13 protein-coding genes are annotated in these 16770 nt (G+C 55.4%); 7 read left to right on the top strand and 6 right to left on the bottom strand.

The window, feature by feature from the left end; translation table 11 throughout:
• Positions 1–3: 3 nt before the first annotated feature.
• Together ACLJZ5_RS15800 and ACLJZ5_RS15795 are read right to left on the bottom strand one after the other, a co-directional pair.
• The gene (locus tag ACLJZ5_RS15800) at positions 4–795 is read right to left on the bottom strand and encodes a DUF2950 family protein (RefSeq protein WP_000757452.1); all 792 of its coding nucleotides are present in this window, start codon (positions 793–795) and stop codon (positions 4–6) included.
• A gap of 12 nt (positions 796–807) precedes the next feature.
• The gene (locus tag ACLJZ5_RS15795; RefSeq protein ID WP_024798002.1) at positions 808–2436 is read right to left on the bottom strand and encodes a DUF3300 domain-containing protein; all 1629 of its coding nucleotides are present in this window, start codon (positions 2434–2436) and stop codon (positions 808–810) included.
• Positions 2437–2824: 388 nt separating this feature from the next.
• On the opposite strand from ACLJZ5_RS15795, the gene acnB reads away from it, so the two are divergent.
• From acnB to ACLJZ5_RS15765, 6 genes are all read left to right on the top strand, one after another.
• Positions 2825–5422 (top strand): bifunctional aconitate hydratase 2/2-methylisocitrate dehydratase, encoded by a 2598-nt coding sequence (gene acnB / locus ACLJZ5_RS15790; protein WP_031617795.1) that lies wholly within the window; start codon positions 2825–2827, stop codon positions 5420–5422.
• Between the two features lie 187 nt (positions 5423–5609).
• Entirely contained in the window at positions 5610–5972 is a 363-nt protein-coding gene (gene yacL, locus ACLJZ5_RS15785; RefSeq protein WP_000384308.1) for a protein YacL, read from the top strand.
• Positions 5973–6206: 234 nt separating this feature from the next.
• Positions 6207–7160, top strand: coding sequence for a 2-keto-3-deoxygluconate permease 1 (locus ACLJZ5_RS15780; RefSeq protein WP_001022089.1), 954 nt, complete (start codon positions 6207–6209; stop codon positions 7158–7160).
• The gene (gene dtnK, locus ACLJZ5_RS15775) at positions 7157–8428 is read left to right on the top strand and encodes a D-threonate kinase (RefSeq protein ID WP_000782192.1); all 1272 of its coding nucleotides are present in this window, start codon (positions 7157–7159) and stop codon (positions 8426–8428) included. Before ACLJZ5_RS15780 ends, dtnK begins: the two co-directional genes overlap by 4 nt.
• Positions 8418–9401, top strand: a complete 984-nt coding sequence (locus ACLJZ5_RS15770; protein WP_000448749.1) for a D-threonate 4-phosphate dehydrogenase — start codon at positions 8418–8420, stop codon at positions 9399–9401. Before dtnK ends, ACLJZ5_RS15770 begins: the two co-directional genes overlap by 11 nt.
• 9 nt (positions 9402–9410) lie before the next feature.
• A complete protein-coding gene (locus ACLJZ5_RS15765) occupies positions 9411–10178 on the top strand; it encodes a DeoR/GlpR family DNA-binding transcription regulator (protein WP_000678254.1) in 768 nt (255 codons plus the stop codon).
• Between the two features lie 29 nt (positions 10179–10207).
• Here ACLJZ5_RS15765 and speD read toward each other — a convergent pair whose 3' ends face one another.
• The 3 genes from speD to ACLJZ5_RS15750 form a co-directional block, all read right to left on the bottom strand.
• The gene (gene speD / locus ACLJZ5_RS15760) at positions 10208–11002 is read right to left on the bottom strand and encodes an adenosylmethionine decarboxylase (RefSeq protein WP_000734276.1); all 795 of its coding nucleotides are present in this window, start codon (positions 11000–11002) and stop codon (positions 10208–10210) included.
• A 20-nt stretch (positions 11003–11022) separates the two neighbouring features.
• Entirely contained in the window at positions 11023–11883 is an 861-nt protein-coding gene (gene speE / locus ACLJZ5_RS15755; RefSeq protein WP_000829973.1) for a polyamine aminopropyltransferase, read from the bottom strand.
• Positions 11884–11989: 106 nt separating this feature from the next.
• Complete coding sequence (locus tag ACLJZ5_RS15750; protein WP_000846613.1) at positions 11990–12337, bottom strand: YacC family pilotin-like protein; 348 nt, start codon at positions 12335–12337, stop codon at positions 11990–11992.
• A 201-nt stretch (positions 12338–12538) separates the two neighbouring features.
• Here ACLJZ5_RS15750 and cueO point away from each other — a divergent pair, with 201 nt between their 5' ends.
• Positions 12539–14149, top strand: coding sequence for a multicopper oxidase CueO (gene cueO, locus ACLJZ5_RS15745; protein ID WP_000946047.1), 1611 nt, complete (start codon positions 12539–12541; stop codon positions 14147–14149).
• A 77-nt stretch (positions 14150–14226) separates the two neighbouring features.
• Here cueO and ACLJZ5_RS15740 read toward each other — a convergent pair whose 3' ends face one another.
• Positions 14227–16617, bottom strand: coding sequence for a glucose/quinate/shikimate family membrane-bound PQQ-dependent dehydrogenase (locus ACLJZ5_RS15740; protein ID WP_024157436.1), 2391 nt, complete (start codon positions 16615–16617; stop codon positions 14227–14229).
• Positions 16618–16770: the final 153 nt, after the last annotated feature.

The raw sequence follows: 16770 nt of genomic DNA, 5'->3' as shown, positions 1-16770 counted from the left end.
GGGTTATTCGGCGACCTGCCACTGCGCGTCTGGCGCAAAACGCGTGATAGCCTGAACTTTACTCTCCGTCTCCTTGCCTAAATCCGCCTGATAAATACGATCGTCCTGGTTGACCATAAAACTCATCACCCCGGTTTCGCCGTAATGCATCGGCCAGGCCAGAAGCGCCGCGCCGTGACCGTCGTTATCGCTGATAATACGGAAATGGTAGCCGTGGTAACCCTCGTCTGGCGCTGCGGGGCTAAAGTTTGGGCCTAACGGACTGGGGACGTCGCCTGCTTTGGTTGGCCAGTACAGGCCATCTTTTTGGCCTTCGCTACTGATTATCCTGTGCGCCCAGCGATGGTTTTGTAAGTAATAATCCTGCTGCGCATCAACGTAAGCATGCATGGCCTGTAAGGTAGAAAGTTCATTTCGCCCAATAGTACGGGTGAGGATCTCATTCCCGGCTGCCGCCATATCAAAGCGCCAGCCGCCAGTCTCTTTCACCATGGGCACCGGGAGCTGCCAGTCTTCTCGTCCGACATTCAGGTGCGCCGTATTGTCTTTCTGTACAATGCGATGGCCTTCGCGCCAGTCACGATTGAAGCGGGCCACGGCCTCGGGATCGGCACCTTCCGGCGGCAGAAATTGCCGCCAGTCATCGCCCAGTAGCGCGGTAAGCTGCGTTTCGTTTTTTCCGGCTACCGCCGCGGCGAAGGCGCTGGCGGCCGCTTCCGGGGAGGGGAACCGTTCCTGCGCGTAGCCCAGCAAGGGTAACGACAGTAACAGAGCGCTTAACATAACCTTTTTCATTATCTGCTCCGGTTAACGGCGATGAAATTCATGATGTTCAGAAAAATGTTCCCGCGCGGCGGCGCGTTGCTCGGTGTTTAAGTGACTGCCGCGACGGCTTTCCAGGCCGCGTAGCTGTTGCGATTGCCATGACGGCGATCGACTGTCGTTCCCGCTAAACACATTGGCGTGCATATTCTGGCGAAATGCCTGACGCTGCTGCGGCGTAGAGGATTCAATACGCTGGCGGGCGGTGTCTCTCTGCTGTTGTGAAACAGGGTGCTGCTGGGCTTTAGCCTTCAGCTCGGAACGATGCTGCTGCGTGGTGGATTTATTCAGTGTCTGCTGCGCCGCCTCGCGACGACTGCTGTTTTGTGTTCCGTCATAGCCACGGTAATTATTACGCTGGGCAATTTGATTTAACTGCTGCGATGCCGCTTTGCGCTGTCTATCGCGGGATGTCTCGCCTGACAGGTTAGCGGGTGATGTATGGCTGCGCTGTTGGAATTGCGTCATGGCCGCCTGGCGCTGACTGTCGCGAGACACTGGCGCTTGCTGCGTTGCGCTTAACCCGCCGCTAACATTGGTGGGATGGAACCGTTGCGCAACGGTATTATTCGGATAGGGGACGCCATTGCGCCAGGCGGGATTATGCTGCCAGCCCATCGTTTGGCCCGGCAGGTTTTGCCCGGATATCCGGTTGAAATTATTGACATTGATGTTGATATTATCGCCATTATGTTGATAACCGCTACCACCATGATGGTAATCATCATCATGATGGTCGTCGTCATGGTGGTGATGATCGTCGTCATCCCAGTCTATGCTGCTGAACAACGCATAGGTGGTGGCGACGCCCAGACTATAACCAAAACCTTTAACAAAACTATCGGCAAACTGCTGCCCCGGAGGGGGCGGTAAATACACCGGCGGATAAGCGGTATTGGGCCAGGCGCCATACACCGTCGCGGGGTTATAGTTCGGCACGTACACCACCTGCGGATTCGCGGGTTCAATTTTGATGACGGTCGACGGTGTCGCTGGCGTACTGGCGGATGTGGTGGTGGTTGTTGTCGTCGTGACGGCGGTAGAAGCGCTGGACTTCGGCACGCTGGTGACGGTTTGCTGCGGCGTTGATTTTAGCGAACCGGTTTGTTGAGCGAGCAGACGCAACCTTTGCACCGCATCCATCACATCCTGTGGCTGGGCTAAGAACGCATCGCCCAGGTTTTGCACCCATTGCGGATTCTCGCCCATAAGCGCCATCAACTGGGGAAAGGCGACCAGCGATTTGACGCTGGGGTCCCACGGTTGGCTGGCCACCGCCTGAATAGCGGCATCGCCCTGCAGCGTGGGGTTATCTCGCGACCACTGGACGGCCTGAACCACGTTCGCCGGGTAGGTGGAGGCCATGAGCACCTGCGACAGCAGGGCATCGGGGTAGAGCGCGACAGGCGCGACCCATTGATCAATTTGCGCAGTGGTAAAGGTCGTTTTCGCGACAGGCGCGGGCACAGCGGCTTGCGTTTGCTCAGGGGCGGGAGCTGCCGCCTGCGCGGGCGCTTCGGGAGCGCGGCTTTTAACATACAGTACGCCCGAAGCGGCAAATAACCCGGCACTGCACACAAGGGCAATGAGATGGGGTTTAAAGGGCAACGTCATTTTATCTCTCCCGATTCCAGAGAATCGCTATGGTCATTATGCCTGCCGCCGACGGGGTGCAGTTTCGCGTGAGTATAAAGGGACGATAGTTTAATTTTTAGCTAATGTTGGGATCGATAACGTTACGTGACGATCAAAGCACGAAATGAGGTAAGCATTTATGGCTGTAGCTCCCGTCTCAGTAGAGCATTAGACCATCCTTAACGATTCAGCCACTTTTTTATGTTGCTTTTTTGTAAACAGATTAACACTTAAAGAAAATCCTGTTATTGTGCCGTATGCGGTACCGGGCATTTACCCTACTAACTACTGTCTCACAGGAGCGTGAAGAGAATCGCCCATCAACAAAAGCGCCGCATTATGACAATGAGAGCGAGGAGATATCGTCGTGCTAGAAGAATACCGTAAGCACGTAGCTGAGCGTGCTGTCCAGGGGATTGTGCCGAAACCTTTAGACGCAACCCAAATGGCTGCGCTTGTCGAGCTGCTGAAGACCCCGCCTGTGGGCGAAGAAGAATTCCTGTTAGACCTGTTGATCAACCGCGTTCCTCCTGGCGTAGATGAAGCCGCTTATGTTAAAGCCGGTTTTCTCGCTGCTGTCGCGAAAGGCGACACCACCTCCCCGCTGGTCTCCCCAGAAAAAGCCATTGAACTGCTGGGCACCATGCAGGGTGGTTACAACATTCATCCGCTGATTGATGCGCTGGACGATGCGAAACTGGCGCCGATTGCTGCCAAAGCGCTGTCTCACACCCTGCTGATGTTCGATAACTTCTACGACGTAGAAGAGAAAGCCAAAGCGGGCAATGAATACGCCAAACAGGTGATGCAATCCTGGGCCGACGCCGAATGGTTCCTGAGCCGTCCGCCGCTGGCGGAAAAAATCACTGTCACCGTTTTCAAAGTGACCGGCGAAACGAATACCGACGATCTTTCTCCGGCGCCGGATGCGTGGTCGAGACCGGATATCCCGTTACATGCGCAGGCGATGCTGAAAAACGCCCGTGAAGGCATTGAGCCGGATCAGCCAGGCGTTGTCGGCCCGATCAAACAAATCGAAGCATTGCAGAAAAAAGGCTACCCGCTGGCTTACGTGGGTGACGTGGTGGGCACCGGTTCTTCCCGTAAATCCGCGACCAACTCCGTGCTGTGGTTCATGGGCGATGACATCCCGAACGTGCCGAATAAGCGCGGCGGCGGCCTGTGCCTCGGCGGCAAAATTGCGCCTATCTTCTTTAACACTATGGAAGATGCGGGCGCGCTGCCGATTGAAGTTGACGTTTCTAACCTGAATATGGGCGATGTGATTGACGTCTACCCGTACAAAGGCGAAGTGCGTAATCATGAAACCGATGAGCTGCTGGCAACCTTCGAACTGAAAACCGACGTGCTGATCGACGAAGTGCGTGCCGGTGGTCGTATCCCGCTGATTATCGGCCGTGGCCTGACCACCAAAGCGCGTGAAGCGCTGGGTCTGCCGCACTCTGATGTTTTCCGTCAGGCGAAAGACGTGGCGGAAAGCAGCCGTGGCTTCTCTCTGGCGCAGAAAATGGTCGGTCGCGCCTGCGGCGTGAAAGGCATTCGTCCGGGCGCGTACTGCGAACCGAAAATGACCTCCGTCGGTTCTCAGGATACTACTGGCCCGATGACCCGCGATGAGCTGAAAGACCTGGCCTGTCTGGGATTCTCCGCCGATCTGGTCATGCAGTCGTTCTGTCACACCGCAGCCTATCCGAAGCCGGTTGACGTCACCACGCACCACACGCTGCCAGACTTCATTATGAACCGCGGCGGTGTCTCCCTGCGTCCGGGCGACGGCGTGATCCACTCCTGGCTGAACCGTATGCTGCTGCCAGATACCGTGGGTACCGGCGGTGACTCCCATACCCGTTTCCCGATTGGTATCTCTTTCCCGGCGGGCTCTGGTCTGGTGGCGTTTGCCGCCGCGACCGGCGTGATGCCGCTGGATATGCCGGAATCCGTGCTGGTGCGCTTCAAAGGCAAAATGCAGCCGGGCATCACCCTGCGCGATCTGGTACACGCCATCCCGCTGTACGCCATCAAACAGGGCCTGCTGACCGTTGAGAAGAAAGGGAAGAAAAATATCTTCTCTGGCCGCATCCTGGAAATCGAAGGTCTGCCGGATCTGAAAGTGGAGCAGGCGTTTGAGCTGACCGATGCGTCCGCTGAGCGTTCCGCTGCGGGTTGTACCATCAAGCTGAACAAAGAGCCGATCATTGAATACCTGACCTCCAACATCGTCCTGCTGAAGTGGATGATTGCGGAAGGCTACGGCGACCGTCGTACGCTGGAACGCCGTATCCAGGGCATGGAAAAATGGCTGGCGGATCCGCAACTGCTGGAAGCCGATGCTGACGCGGAATACGCAGCGGTGATCGACATCGATCTGGCGGATATCAAAGAGCCAATCCTCTGTGCGCCGAACGATCCGGACGACGCGCGTCTGCTGTCTGACGTGCAGGGCGAGAAGATCGACGAAGTGTTTATCGGTTCCTGCATGACCAACATCGGCCACTTCCGCGCGGCTGGTAAGCTGCTGGATAACCACAAAGGCCAGTTGCCAACCCGCCTGTGGGTAGCGCCGCCAACCCGTATGGACGCCGCGCAGCTCACCGAAGAAGGCTACTACAGCGTGTTTGGTAAGAGCGGGGCGCGTATCGAGATCCCGGGCTGTTCCCTGTGTATGGGTAACCAGGCGCGTGTGGCCGACGGTGCAACGGTGGTTTCCACTTCCACCCGTAACTTCCCGAACCGTTTAGGTACCGGTGCGAACGTCTTCCTGGCTTCTGCGGAGCTGGCGGCGGTTGCAGCGCTTATCGGCAAACTGCCAACGCCGGAAGAGTACCAGACCTTTGTGGCGCAGGTAGATAAGACGGCGGTGGATACCTACCGTTACCTGAACTTCGACCAGCTCTCTCAGTACACTGAGAAAGCGGACGGCGTGATTTTCCAGACTGCGGTGTAATTTGCCTGACGGCGTCAGGCTTACCATGCCTACGCCTCTTATTGCCCGGTGGCGGCTACGCTTACCGGGCCTACAAAACCCATCGCAACTGCGGTGGGTTTTTATTTTCATTCCGCCTGCTGTTCCCGCTTTTTTTCTTCTCCGCTGCTGCGATAATGACTGTAAGGGCTTTGCAGAGGAACACATTATGGATTACGAATTTCTGCGCGACGTTACCGGAGGGGTAAAAGTACGAATGTCGATGGGCCACGAGGTGGTCGGTCACTGGTTTAATGAAGAGGTTAAAGACAACCTATCGCTACTGGATGAAGTAGAACAAGCCGCGCGTACGGTCAAAGGCAGCGAACGCTCCTGGCAACGAGCAGGGCATGAATACACGATCTGGATGGATGGCGAAGAGGTGATGATTCGCGCCAATCAGCTGGATTTTTCCGGCGATGAGATGGAAGAGGGGATGAGTTATTACGATGAAGAGAGTTTATCCCTGTGCGGCATGGAGGATTTTCTACGGGTCGTCGCCGCGTATCGGGAATTCGTCAGTAAAGCCTGACCCTCTCTTCGTTATTGTCCCGTAACGCCAGTCGACGGACAGTTGGGGGCGGTAGTGGAAACGAAATCACCACACATTCCAGCCGGGAGTATCCCGGCTTTTTTATTGCAGAATGATTTTTTGATTTTTATTAATCATTTTAAAACTGTGATCTGACGCGTTTGTGATCTTAATTTGATTGAATATAATCGTTGTGATTTTATTCAATCACAACAAGCAACAGGCGGTAAGACCATGAACATCAAAAAAGCAATAGAGCGCGTACCCGGCGGCATGATGGTCGTACCGCTCGTTATTGGCGCAGTCATTAACACCTTCGCTCCACAGGCGCTTGAGATCGGCGGTTTTACCACCGCCTTATTTAAAAACGGCGCGGCGCCGCTGATTGGCGCTTTTCTGCTGTGTATGGGAGCCGGTATCAGTGTGAAAGCCGCGCCCCAGGCGTTATTGCAGGGCGGGACGATTACGCTCACTAAGTTGCTTGTCGCCATCGGGATTGGCCTGGGCGTGGAGCATCTTTTCGGCGCGGAGGGTATTTTTGGCCTGAGCGGCGTGGCGATTATCGCGGCGATGAGCAATTCGAATGGCGGACTTTATGCTGCGTTGGTAGGCGAATTCGGCAATGAGCGCGACGTCGGCGCTATCTCTATTTTGTCTCTTAATGATGGCCCTTTCTTTACGATGATTGCGCTGGGCGCGGCAGGGATGGCGAACATTCCCATTATGGCGCTGGTGGCGGTGCTGGTTCCGCTGGTTGTCGGCATGATCCTCGGCAATCTTGATCCTCATATGCGCGATTTTTTGACCAAAGGCGGCCCGCTGCTCATTCCTTTCTTTGCTTTTGCGCTGGGGGCGGGCATCAACCTGGAAATGTTACTGCAAGGCGGACTTGCCGGAATTCTGCTCGGCGTGCTGACAACGTTCGTTGGCGGTTTTTTTAATATTCGCGCAGATCGTCTGGTTGGCGGAACTGGCATTGCCGGGGCGGCGGCCTCCAGCACCGCGGGTAATGCCGTTGCGACGCCGCTGGCTATTGCGCAGGCCGACCCTTCGCTCGCCGAGGTGGCCGCTGCTGCCGCTCCGCTGATTGCCGCCTCGGTGATCACCACGGCAATCTTGACGCCAGTGTTGACCTCCTGGGTTGCGAAAAAACAGGCGCGTCAGGCTTCTTTGGAGAAAAATGCATGAAAATGATAGTTATCGCCGACGATTTTACCGGATCGAATGATACCGGCGTCCAGTTGGCGAAGAAGGGGGCGAGAACGGAAGTCATGTTGAGCGCGTCGCAAAAACCGTCCCGCCGCGCCGATGTGTTAGTCATTAACACCGAAAGCCGGGCGATGCCCGCAGATCAGGCGGCATCTGCTGTTTATGCCGCGCTTTCCCCGTGGTGTGAGACATCGCCAGCGCCGCTGGTGTACAAAAAAATCGACTCCACATTTCGCGGCAATATCGGCGCCGAAGTGACGGCGGCCATGCGCGCCAGTCAGCGAAAACTGGCCGTTATCGCCGCCGCGATCCCTGCGGCCGGACGCACGACGCTTGAAGGAAAATGTCTGGTTAATGGCGTCCCGCTACTGGAAACCGAATTTGCCAGCGATCCGAAAACGCCCATTGTCTCTTCCCGCATTGCCGAGATAGTGGCGTTGCAAAGTGAGATCCCTGTGTATGAAGTCTTTTTGCAGGATGTCCGACGCGGTGGGTTAAGCGCCTTACTTACGGCTTATGCGGCTGAGGGCGAAGGGATTATCGTCGTGGATGCGGTGGAAGAGCGGGACCTGACGTTGATTGCGCAAGCGGCGTGCGAACAACCGTCGATGCCGCTGCTCGTCGGCGCAGCTGGTCTGGCGAATGCGTTGCCGGTTGAACTTTTTATGCAAGACCGGCAGCGGCTGCCGGTGCTGGTGGTGGCCGGTTCGATGAGCGAAGCCACGCGACGTCAGGTGGATAATGCGCTGTGCCGGGGACGTGCGGAGGTCGTGGATATTGATGCCGCGCGCATGGTGTCGGATAGCGCGGAACAGGAAATCGCGTCTGTCGTAGAGCAGGCCTGCGCGCTGTTAAGTCAGCATCGACATACGATTTTACGCACCAGCCGTCGCGCAGAAGATCGACAGTTAATCGACGCGCTGTGCGAAAAATCCGCGATGAGCCGTCAGCAATTGGGCGAGCGACTGAGCCAGCGGCTTGGCGTCGTCACGTTAAACATTATCGAGCAGGCGCGGATTGGCGGGCTGTTTCTGACCGGCGGCGATATCGCTACCGCCGTCGCCGGCGCGCTTGGCGCTGAAGGTTATCGCATTCAGAGCGAGGTGGCGCCCTGTATTCCCTGTGGAACGTTTGTAAACAGCGAAATTGACGATCTGCCGGTCATTACCAAAGCGGGCGGATTCGGTTCAGACAGTACGTTGTGTGACGCGCTTTATTATATTGAGGAGATGTATTGTGGAGACTAAAACCGTTGCCATTACCATGGGCGATCCAGCGGGCATTGGGCCGGAAATTATTGTTAAAGCGCTAAGCGAAGACGGTCTCAACGGCGCGCCGCTGGTGGTTATTGGATGCCTCGCAACGTTGAAACGTTTACAGGCGAAGGGCATCACGCCGAACGTCGAGTTACGGGCCATTGAACGGGTCGCCGAAGCGCGTTTTGCGCCCGGAATCATTCATGTGATTGATGAGCCGCTGGCGCAGCCGGAGGCGCTGGAGGCCGGGAAAGTTCAGGCGCAGGCGGGGGATTTAGCGTATCGCTGCGTGAAGCGCGCCACCGAGTTAGCGTTACGGGGCGACGTACAGGCTATCGCTACCGCGCCGCTGAATAAAGAGGCGCTGCACCTGGCGGGGCACAACTATCCGGGCCATACCGAGCTGCTCGCGACCCTGACCCATAGCCGCGATTACGCGATGGTACTTTACACCGATAAACTAAAAGTGATTCACGTTTCAACGCATATCGCGCTGCGTAAATTCCTTGATACGTTAAGTACCACGCGTGTCGAAACGGTGATTGGTATTGCTGATACTTTCCTCAAGCGTGTGGGTTACGTTAAACCGCGTATCGCCGTGGCAGGCGTGAATCCTCATGCGGGCGAGAATGGCCTGTTTGGCGATGAAGAGACGCGTATCCTGACGCCAGCCATTACCGATGCCCGCGCAAAAGGTATGGACGTTTATGGGCCGTGCCCGCCGGATACTGTATTTCTCCAGGCTTATGAGGGACAGTATGATATGGTGGTGGCGATGTATCATGATCAGGGACATATCCCGTTGAAATTGCTTGGCTTTTATGATGGCGTGAATATCACCGCGGGGCTGCCGTTTATTCGGACCTCTGCCGATCATGGCACCGCATTTGATATCGCCTGGACGGGAAAAGCAAAATCTGAGAGCATGGCCGTATCGATCAAACTGGCAATGCAACTGGCATAATTCCCTGTTATGAAAGGACAACACCGTCTGGATCTCATTGTGGCGTATCTGAAAAACCATACGCTGGTTACGGTAGAACAGCTGGTTGAGGCGGTTGACGCATCGCCAGCCACTATCCGTCGCGATTTGATCAAGCTGGATGAGCAGGGCGTGATCAGCCGTAGTCATGGCGGCGTGGCGCTGCGGCGTTTTGAACCCGCCCAGCCCACCACCAATGAAAAACAACTGCGATCGCCCGCTGAAAAACGGGCGATCGCACGCGTTGCCGCATCGCTGGTGAATGCTGGCGATGCCGTCGTGCTGGATGCCGGTACGACAATGATGGAGCTGGCGAAATGCTTAACCCATCTTCCGCTGCGGGTCATCACCGTCGATCTGCATATTGCGCTGTTTTTAGCTGAGTTCCGGCAAATTGAAGTGACGATTGTCGGCGGTCGTATCGATGACAGCAGTCAGTCCTGTATCGGTGAGCATGGGCGTAAGCTGTTGCGCAGCGTGTATCCGAACATCGCGTTTATGAGCTGTAATTCATGGGGGGTAAAAACGGGCGTGACGACCCCAACGGAAGATAAGGCCGGGCTTAAACAGGAGATTATTGCTAATGCGCAGCGCAAAGTGTTACTGGCGGACAGCAGTAAGTATGGCGCGCATTCGCTCTTTAATGTGGTACCGCTTGAGCGCTTTAATGACGTGATTACCGACGTCAATCTGCCGCCGTCAGCGCAGGTTGAACTGAAAGGGCGCGCTTTTGCGCTAACGCTGGTGCAGCCGGAGTGACAGCGCCGTCAGGCGCTGCCAGTGGTGAATCAGACCGCAGAAATATTGCGGCCGTAGTAAATCTCGCGCATCTCTTTCCACAGCGCGGCGGTGATCTCCTGGCGTTCGGTTTCAGTGAGATCTTCCGGTTTGGTGTGAAACATGTAGTGCTTAAGATCGAACTCTTTAAGCAGCATCTTGGTATGGAAAATATTTTCCTGATACACGTTTACATCCACCATGTCATACAGCGACTTCATATCTTCCGACATAAAATTCTGAATAGAATTAATCTCATGATCGATAAAGTGCTTCATACCGTTGACGTCGCGCGTAAAGCCGCGCACGCGGTAATCGATGGTGACAATATCGGACTCTAGCTGGTGGATCAGGTAATTGAGCGCTTTTAGCGGTGAAATCACCCCGCAGGTTGACACTTCGATGTCGGCGCGAAAGGTACAAAGCCCGCCTTCCGGATGGCTTTCCGGATAGGTATGCACGCAGATATGGCTCTTATCGAGGTGCGCCACCACGGTTTCCGGCAGCGGGCCGGGATGTTCGGTTTGATCGATAAGTTTCGGGTCGATCGGCTCTTCGCTCACCAGAATCGTGACGCTGGCGCCCTGGGGTTCATAATCCTGACGGGCGATGTTCAGGATGTTCGCGCCGATAATGGAGCAGGTCTCCGACAGGATCTCGGTCAGTCGGTTGGCGTTATAGAGTTCATCGATATAGGCGATATAGCCATCGCGCTCTTCTGCGGTTTTGGCGTAGCAGATATCGTAAATACAAAAACTCAGGCTTTTCGTCAGATTGTTAAAGCCATGCAGTTTCAGCTTTTTCAATTTTTATCACCTCCTTAACATCACTGTGCGGACAGTGCGTCATGTAGATATTGCGGTAGCGCAAATGCAGCGGCATGAATAGCCGGGTTGTAATAGCGACATTTAAGGCCGGCGGCATGAAAACGCGCCTGAATAATTTCGCTCGACAGGTGACGAAGAGCGCCGTTGTCCGTCGCCCAGGCGAAGGTCATAATGCCGCCGTAATAGGTCGGAATCGCCGCCTGGTAGAAGCCGACATCGCTGAAGTAATGACTCAGCTTGCGGTGGCTGTCGAGCGCTTCATCCTGTTGCAGGAAGCACACGCCGTTCTGGGCGACAAAAATGCCGCCCGGATTCAGGCAACGCTTACAGCCTTCATAAAAGGCGGAGGTAAACAGGCTTTCGCCGGGGCCTATCGGATCGGTACAGTCGGAAATGATCACATCAAAGGTCTGATGGGTCTGATTGACGAAATTCACGCCGTCGTCGATCACCAGCGTAAAGCGCGGATCGTCGTAGCTGCCGGCATTGTGGTTGGGTAAATACTGGCGGCAAAACGAGACTACGCCAGCGTCGATCTCCACCATGGTGATGGTTTCGACGTTTTTATGCCGGGTAACTTCACGTAGCATTGCGCCGTCGCCGCCGCCGATAATCAGAACGTGTTTCGCATGACCGTGCGCCAGCAGCGGGACGTGGGTCATCATTTCATGATAAATAAACTCGTCGCGTTCGGTGGTCTGTACCACGCCGTCCAGCGCCATCACGCGGCCAAAAGCGGCGTTTTCAAAGATGATTAAATCCTGGTGATCGGTTTTTTCATGATACAGAACGTTGTCTACGGCAAAGTATTGACCAAACTGGTCGTGTAGCGTTTCATGCCACATCGTATTTTCGGCCATTGGCTGATACCTCCATTGTTAACACCCGTAAAAAAAGGGCGCAACATCATAGCTAACAATGACCGTGGATGCACGGTCATTATTTCAGCAATAGGATCGCGGAGGATTATTTAACGTAGGCTAACAGGCTCAGAGAATCGCGGGCCAGAGCTTTGCATTTTTTAGCGACCGGAATACCGATGCCGCTAAGATCGCGGTAGCTGTCTTCGCCCAACGATTTCATATCGAAGGTGTCGTAGTTACTCAGGTCCCACTGATTCTGCTGGGCAAAAAAGACCAGCGCACGGCGAATCTGACTGTTGGGTAAATTTTGGTAACCACAGTCATTTTTCAGAAAAACGAAAACCGCCGTTAAATCGGCCATATCTTCAGCTTCGGATTCAGTAAGCGCATAGCTATTTGCGCATAAGGCCATCAGGCTGCCAAACAACACGGGTCTGAAAAACGTCTTCATTGCTTCTACCACGGCATCAGGGAAAGTCAACGTTAGCATACTGAGAACGTAGCGACGACTTTTATTATCAGGATTGGTCGCGGCGTTTTCATTCTTATTGTATTGCTGTCAGGAATGGTAAAGACGTGTTGCTGGCTTGACCTTCCCGTTAGGGCAGGGTCTAAGCTTAGACACCCGCCTGTTCATTATAAGGAAATGATTATGTTACGCCGTGATTTCTTAAAATATTCAGTGGCGCTGGGGGTTGCATCAGCGCTGCCGCTGTGGAGCCGCGCCGCTTTTGCCGCCGAACGTCCCGCGTTGCCTATTCCTGACCTGTTAACGGCAGATGCGAGCAACCGTATGCAGTTAATTGTTAAAGCCGGACAGTCCACATTCGCCGGTAAGAACGCGACAACCTGGGGCTACAACGGTAATTTGCTGGGGCCAGCGGTACAGCTTCACAAAGGAAAAAGCGTGACCGTTGATATCCATAACCAACTGGCCGAAGACACGACGCTTCACTGGCATGGTCTGGAGATTCCGGGCATCGTCGACGGCGGCCCGCAGGGGATTATTCCCGCAGGCGGAACCCGCACGGTGACGTTTACGCCGGAGCAACGCGCCGCGACCTGCTGGATTCATCCGCACAAACACGGCAAAACCGGGCGCCAGGTGGCGATGGGCCTTGCCGGACTGGTGCTGATTGAAGATGACGAGATTCGCAAATTGCGCCTGCCGAAACAGTGGGGCATCGACGATGTGCCGGTGATCATTCAGGACAAACGTTTCTCCGCCGATGGCCAGATTGATTATCAACTGGATATTATGACCGCCGCCGTCGGCTGGTTTGGCGATACGCTGCTGACCAATGGCGCTATCTATCCGCAGCATTCCGCGCCGAAAGGCTGGCTACGTCTGCGCTTGCTAAATGGCTGTAATGCGCGTTCGCTGAATATCGCCGCCAGCGATAATCGCCCGCTTTATGTGATCGCCAGCGACGGCGGCCTGCTGGCGGAGCCGGTGAAAGTCACCGAACTGCCGTTATTAATGGGCGAGCGTTTTGAAGTGCTGGTGGATATCAGCGACGGGAAAGCCTTTGATCTGGTGACCCTGCCGGTCAGCCAGATGGGAATGGCGATCGCTCCGTTTGATAAACCGCATCCGGTGATGCGTATCCAGCCGCTGCGGATTACCGCCTCCGGTACGCTGCCGGATACGTTGACGACGATGCCGGCGCTGCCGTCGCTGGAAGGGCTGACGGTGCGCAACCTGAAACTGTCGATGGACCCGCGCCTTGATATGATGGGGATGCAAATGCTGATGAAGAAATATGGCGCTCAGGCGATGAGCGGCATGGATCATGACAGCATGAACGCGCATATGCAGGGCGGCAATATGGGGCATGGCGAAATGGATCATGGCAATATGGATCACAGCGGGATGAATCATGGCGCGATGGGCAATATGAATCATGGCGGAAAATTCGACTTCCATAACGCTAACTTTATCAACGGCCAGGTCTTCGATATGAACAAACCGATGTTCGCGGCGCAAAAAGGCCGACATGAACGTTGGGTGATTTCCGGCGTGGGCGATATGATGCTGCATCCTTTCCATATTCACGGCACGCAGTTCCGTATTCTGTCAGAGAACGGCAAAGCGCCAGCGGCGCACAGAACGGGCTGGAAGGATACGGTACGCGTTGAGGGCGGTATCAGCGAAGTGCTGGTCAAGTTCGATCACGACGCGCCGAAGGAACATGCCTATATGGCGCACTGTCATCTGTTAGAACATGAAGATACGGGGATGATGTTAGGATTTACGGTCTAATCGCTGTCTGTGACGCAGGCCGGGTAAGGCGAAGCCGTCACCCGGCACAATGCCCGGCATACGCCGGGCATTAATGGTTATTTCGCGTCGTCAGGCAAAGCATAGGCCACGATATAGTCGCCCATCTTCGTACCAAACGAACCGTGGCCTCCGGCAGAAACGACCACGTACTGCTTACCGTTTACCTCATAGGTCATCGGCGTTGCCTGGCCTCCGGCGGGTAAACGTCCCTGCCACAGTTTTTCCCCGTTGCTCATGTTATAAGCGCGCAGGTAGTTGTCGGCGGTCGCGGCGATAAACAGCACGTTACCGGCGGTTGAGATTGGCCCGCCGAGCATGGGCATCCCCATGTTGAACGGCACCGGAACCGGCATCGGGAACGGCATACTGTCGCGCGGCGTCCCTATACGTTTCTTCCACACGATTTCATTGGTCTTCAGATCCAACGCGGAAATATAGCCCCAGGCCGGTTGTTTACACGGCAGGCCAAACGGCGAAAGGAACGGATTCAGCGTGACGCCGAACGGTACGCCGTACTGTGGCTGAATACCCGCTTCTGTTCCGGTACCTTTCGCGTCTTTCGGCGGCTCCATCGGATTACCCGGGCCGCGTGGGATCAGCTTCGAGACAAACGGCAGCGCCATCGGGTTAGCGATAGCGACCTGACGGTCTGGATCGACGGAAATACCGCCCCATTCAAACATTCCCAGGTTGCCAGGGAATACCAATGTCCCCTGCTCGGACGGCGGGGTGAAGATACCTTCATAGCGCAACTGGTGGAACATAACGCGGCACACCAGTTGGTCGAACATGGTCGCGCCCCACATATCCGCGCCGGAGAGATCTTTTTTCGGGCGGAAGGTTAAATCAGAGAACGGCTGAGTTTTGGCGACGTAATCGCCTTTTGCCGCGCCCTGCGGGACCGGTTTTTCCGGAGCGGGCACGACCAGCTCGCCATTACGTCTGTCGAGCACAAAGATATTACCGGTTTTCGCTGGCGCATAGATAACCGGAACGGTGGTACCGTCAACGGTAATATCTGCCAGCGTCGGCTGTGCCGGCAGGTCCATATCCCACAGATCGTGATGGACGGTCTGATAACTCCAGGCCAGTTTCCCGGTGGTGGCATTCAGCGCCAGGATGGAGCTGGCATAACGTTCCTGCTCCGGCGTGCGGTTACCGCCCCAGATATCCGGCGTGGTCACGCCCATCGGCAGATAGACCAGATCCAGTTTCGCATCATAGGCGGCAGGCGCCCAGGAGTTCGGCGAGTTAAAGGTAAAAGCGTGCTCATCGGCTGGAATCGCGTTCGGATCTTTCGCCCCCGGATCGAAGGCCCACAGTAGCTTACCGGTATTAACGTCAAAACCACGGATAACGCCGGACGTTTCGCGGGTAGAGAAGTTATCCGTGACCGAACCGGCAATGACAATCGTTTTATCGGTGATAATCGGCGGCGACGTCGGTTCATACAGTCCCGGCGTGGTGTCCGGCATATTGGTTTGCAGATTCAGGACGCCTTTGTTGGCGAAGGTTTCACACAGCTTGCCGGTTTCGGCATTCACCGCGAAAAGGCGACCGTCATTGACCGGGAGGATAATGCGGCGCGGACAGTCGGCGATGACCTCCGGCGAGGCGGTATCCGCTTTGGCCTCATGATAAGAGACGCCGCGGCAGGTCACATGCTGGAAAGACGAATCGGTCTTCAACTGAGGATCAAAATGCCACTTCTCTTTACCGCTGGCGGCGTCCAGCGCGAACAGACGCTGGTGAGCTGTACACAGATAAAGCGTATCGCCGACTTTAATCGGGGTCACTTCGTTGGTGATTTCGCCCGGATCGTTGGGTTGTTTCAGATCGCCGGTGCGGAAGACCCACGCTTCTTTCAGTTGGTGAACGTTATCCGCAGTGATCTGTTTCAGCGGCGAATAGCGTTGGCCTTCCTGATTACGTCCATAGGCCGGCCAGTCTTCGTCGGCGATCGACGAGCTTGTTGCGACGGGCGTGGCGTCGGCGCGAAGCGTTCCGTTGATCTCCTGCGGGTCGTTGAAGCCAGCCCAGGTCAGAATGCCGCCGCTAATCAGCAGCGCCACGACCAGTGCCGCTACTGCGCCGCTGGAAGGAACCACCAGCCGATGCCAGACAAACGGCAATATTAGCCAGATGCCGAAAAACACCAGGATATCGCTACGTGGCGTGAGCGCCCAGAAGTCGAACCCGACTTCCCACACGCCCCAAATCATTGTCGCCAGCAGCAGGGCGGCATACAGCCACAGCGCGGCACGTTTACTGCGCCATAGCAATCCGGCCACAACCAGCATCACGAGGCCCGCGATGGGGTAGTACCAGGAACCGCCAATAGCAACCAGCCAGACACCTCCGATAAGAAGATACAGCCCACAAAGTGCTGCAAAGAGGGCCGTCAGCGTCACGAGTAATCGTGGCGATCGTGCGTTATTTTCTGCCATAAAAAGACACCATCCCAAATTGTTAATTTTTTAGTAGCAATTAAGTATAGGAATTAACATGTGTGATCGTCATCACAAAATGAGCTTTCTTATCAAATGCCGCGAATGAATACGTTTGCTGTTATACTGCGTGCCTTGCGCGTCAATGCGGCG

This window comes from Salmonella sp. 5800, from assembly GCF_046558195.1.
GTDB classification, from domain to species: domain Bacteria; phylum Pseudomonadota; class Gammaproteobacteria; order Enterobacterales; family Enterobacteriaceae; genus Salmonella; species Salmonella enterica.
The sequence above is the reverse complement of the archived record's forward strand: the minus strand, read 5'-3'. Positions and strand labels throughout refer to the sequence as shown.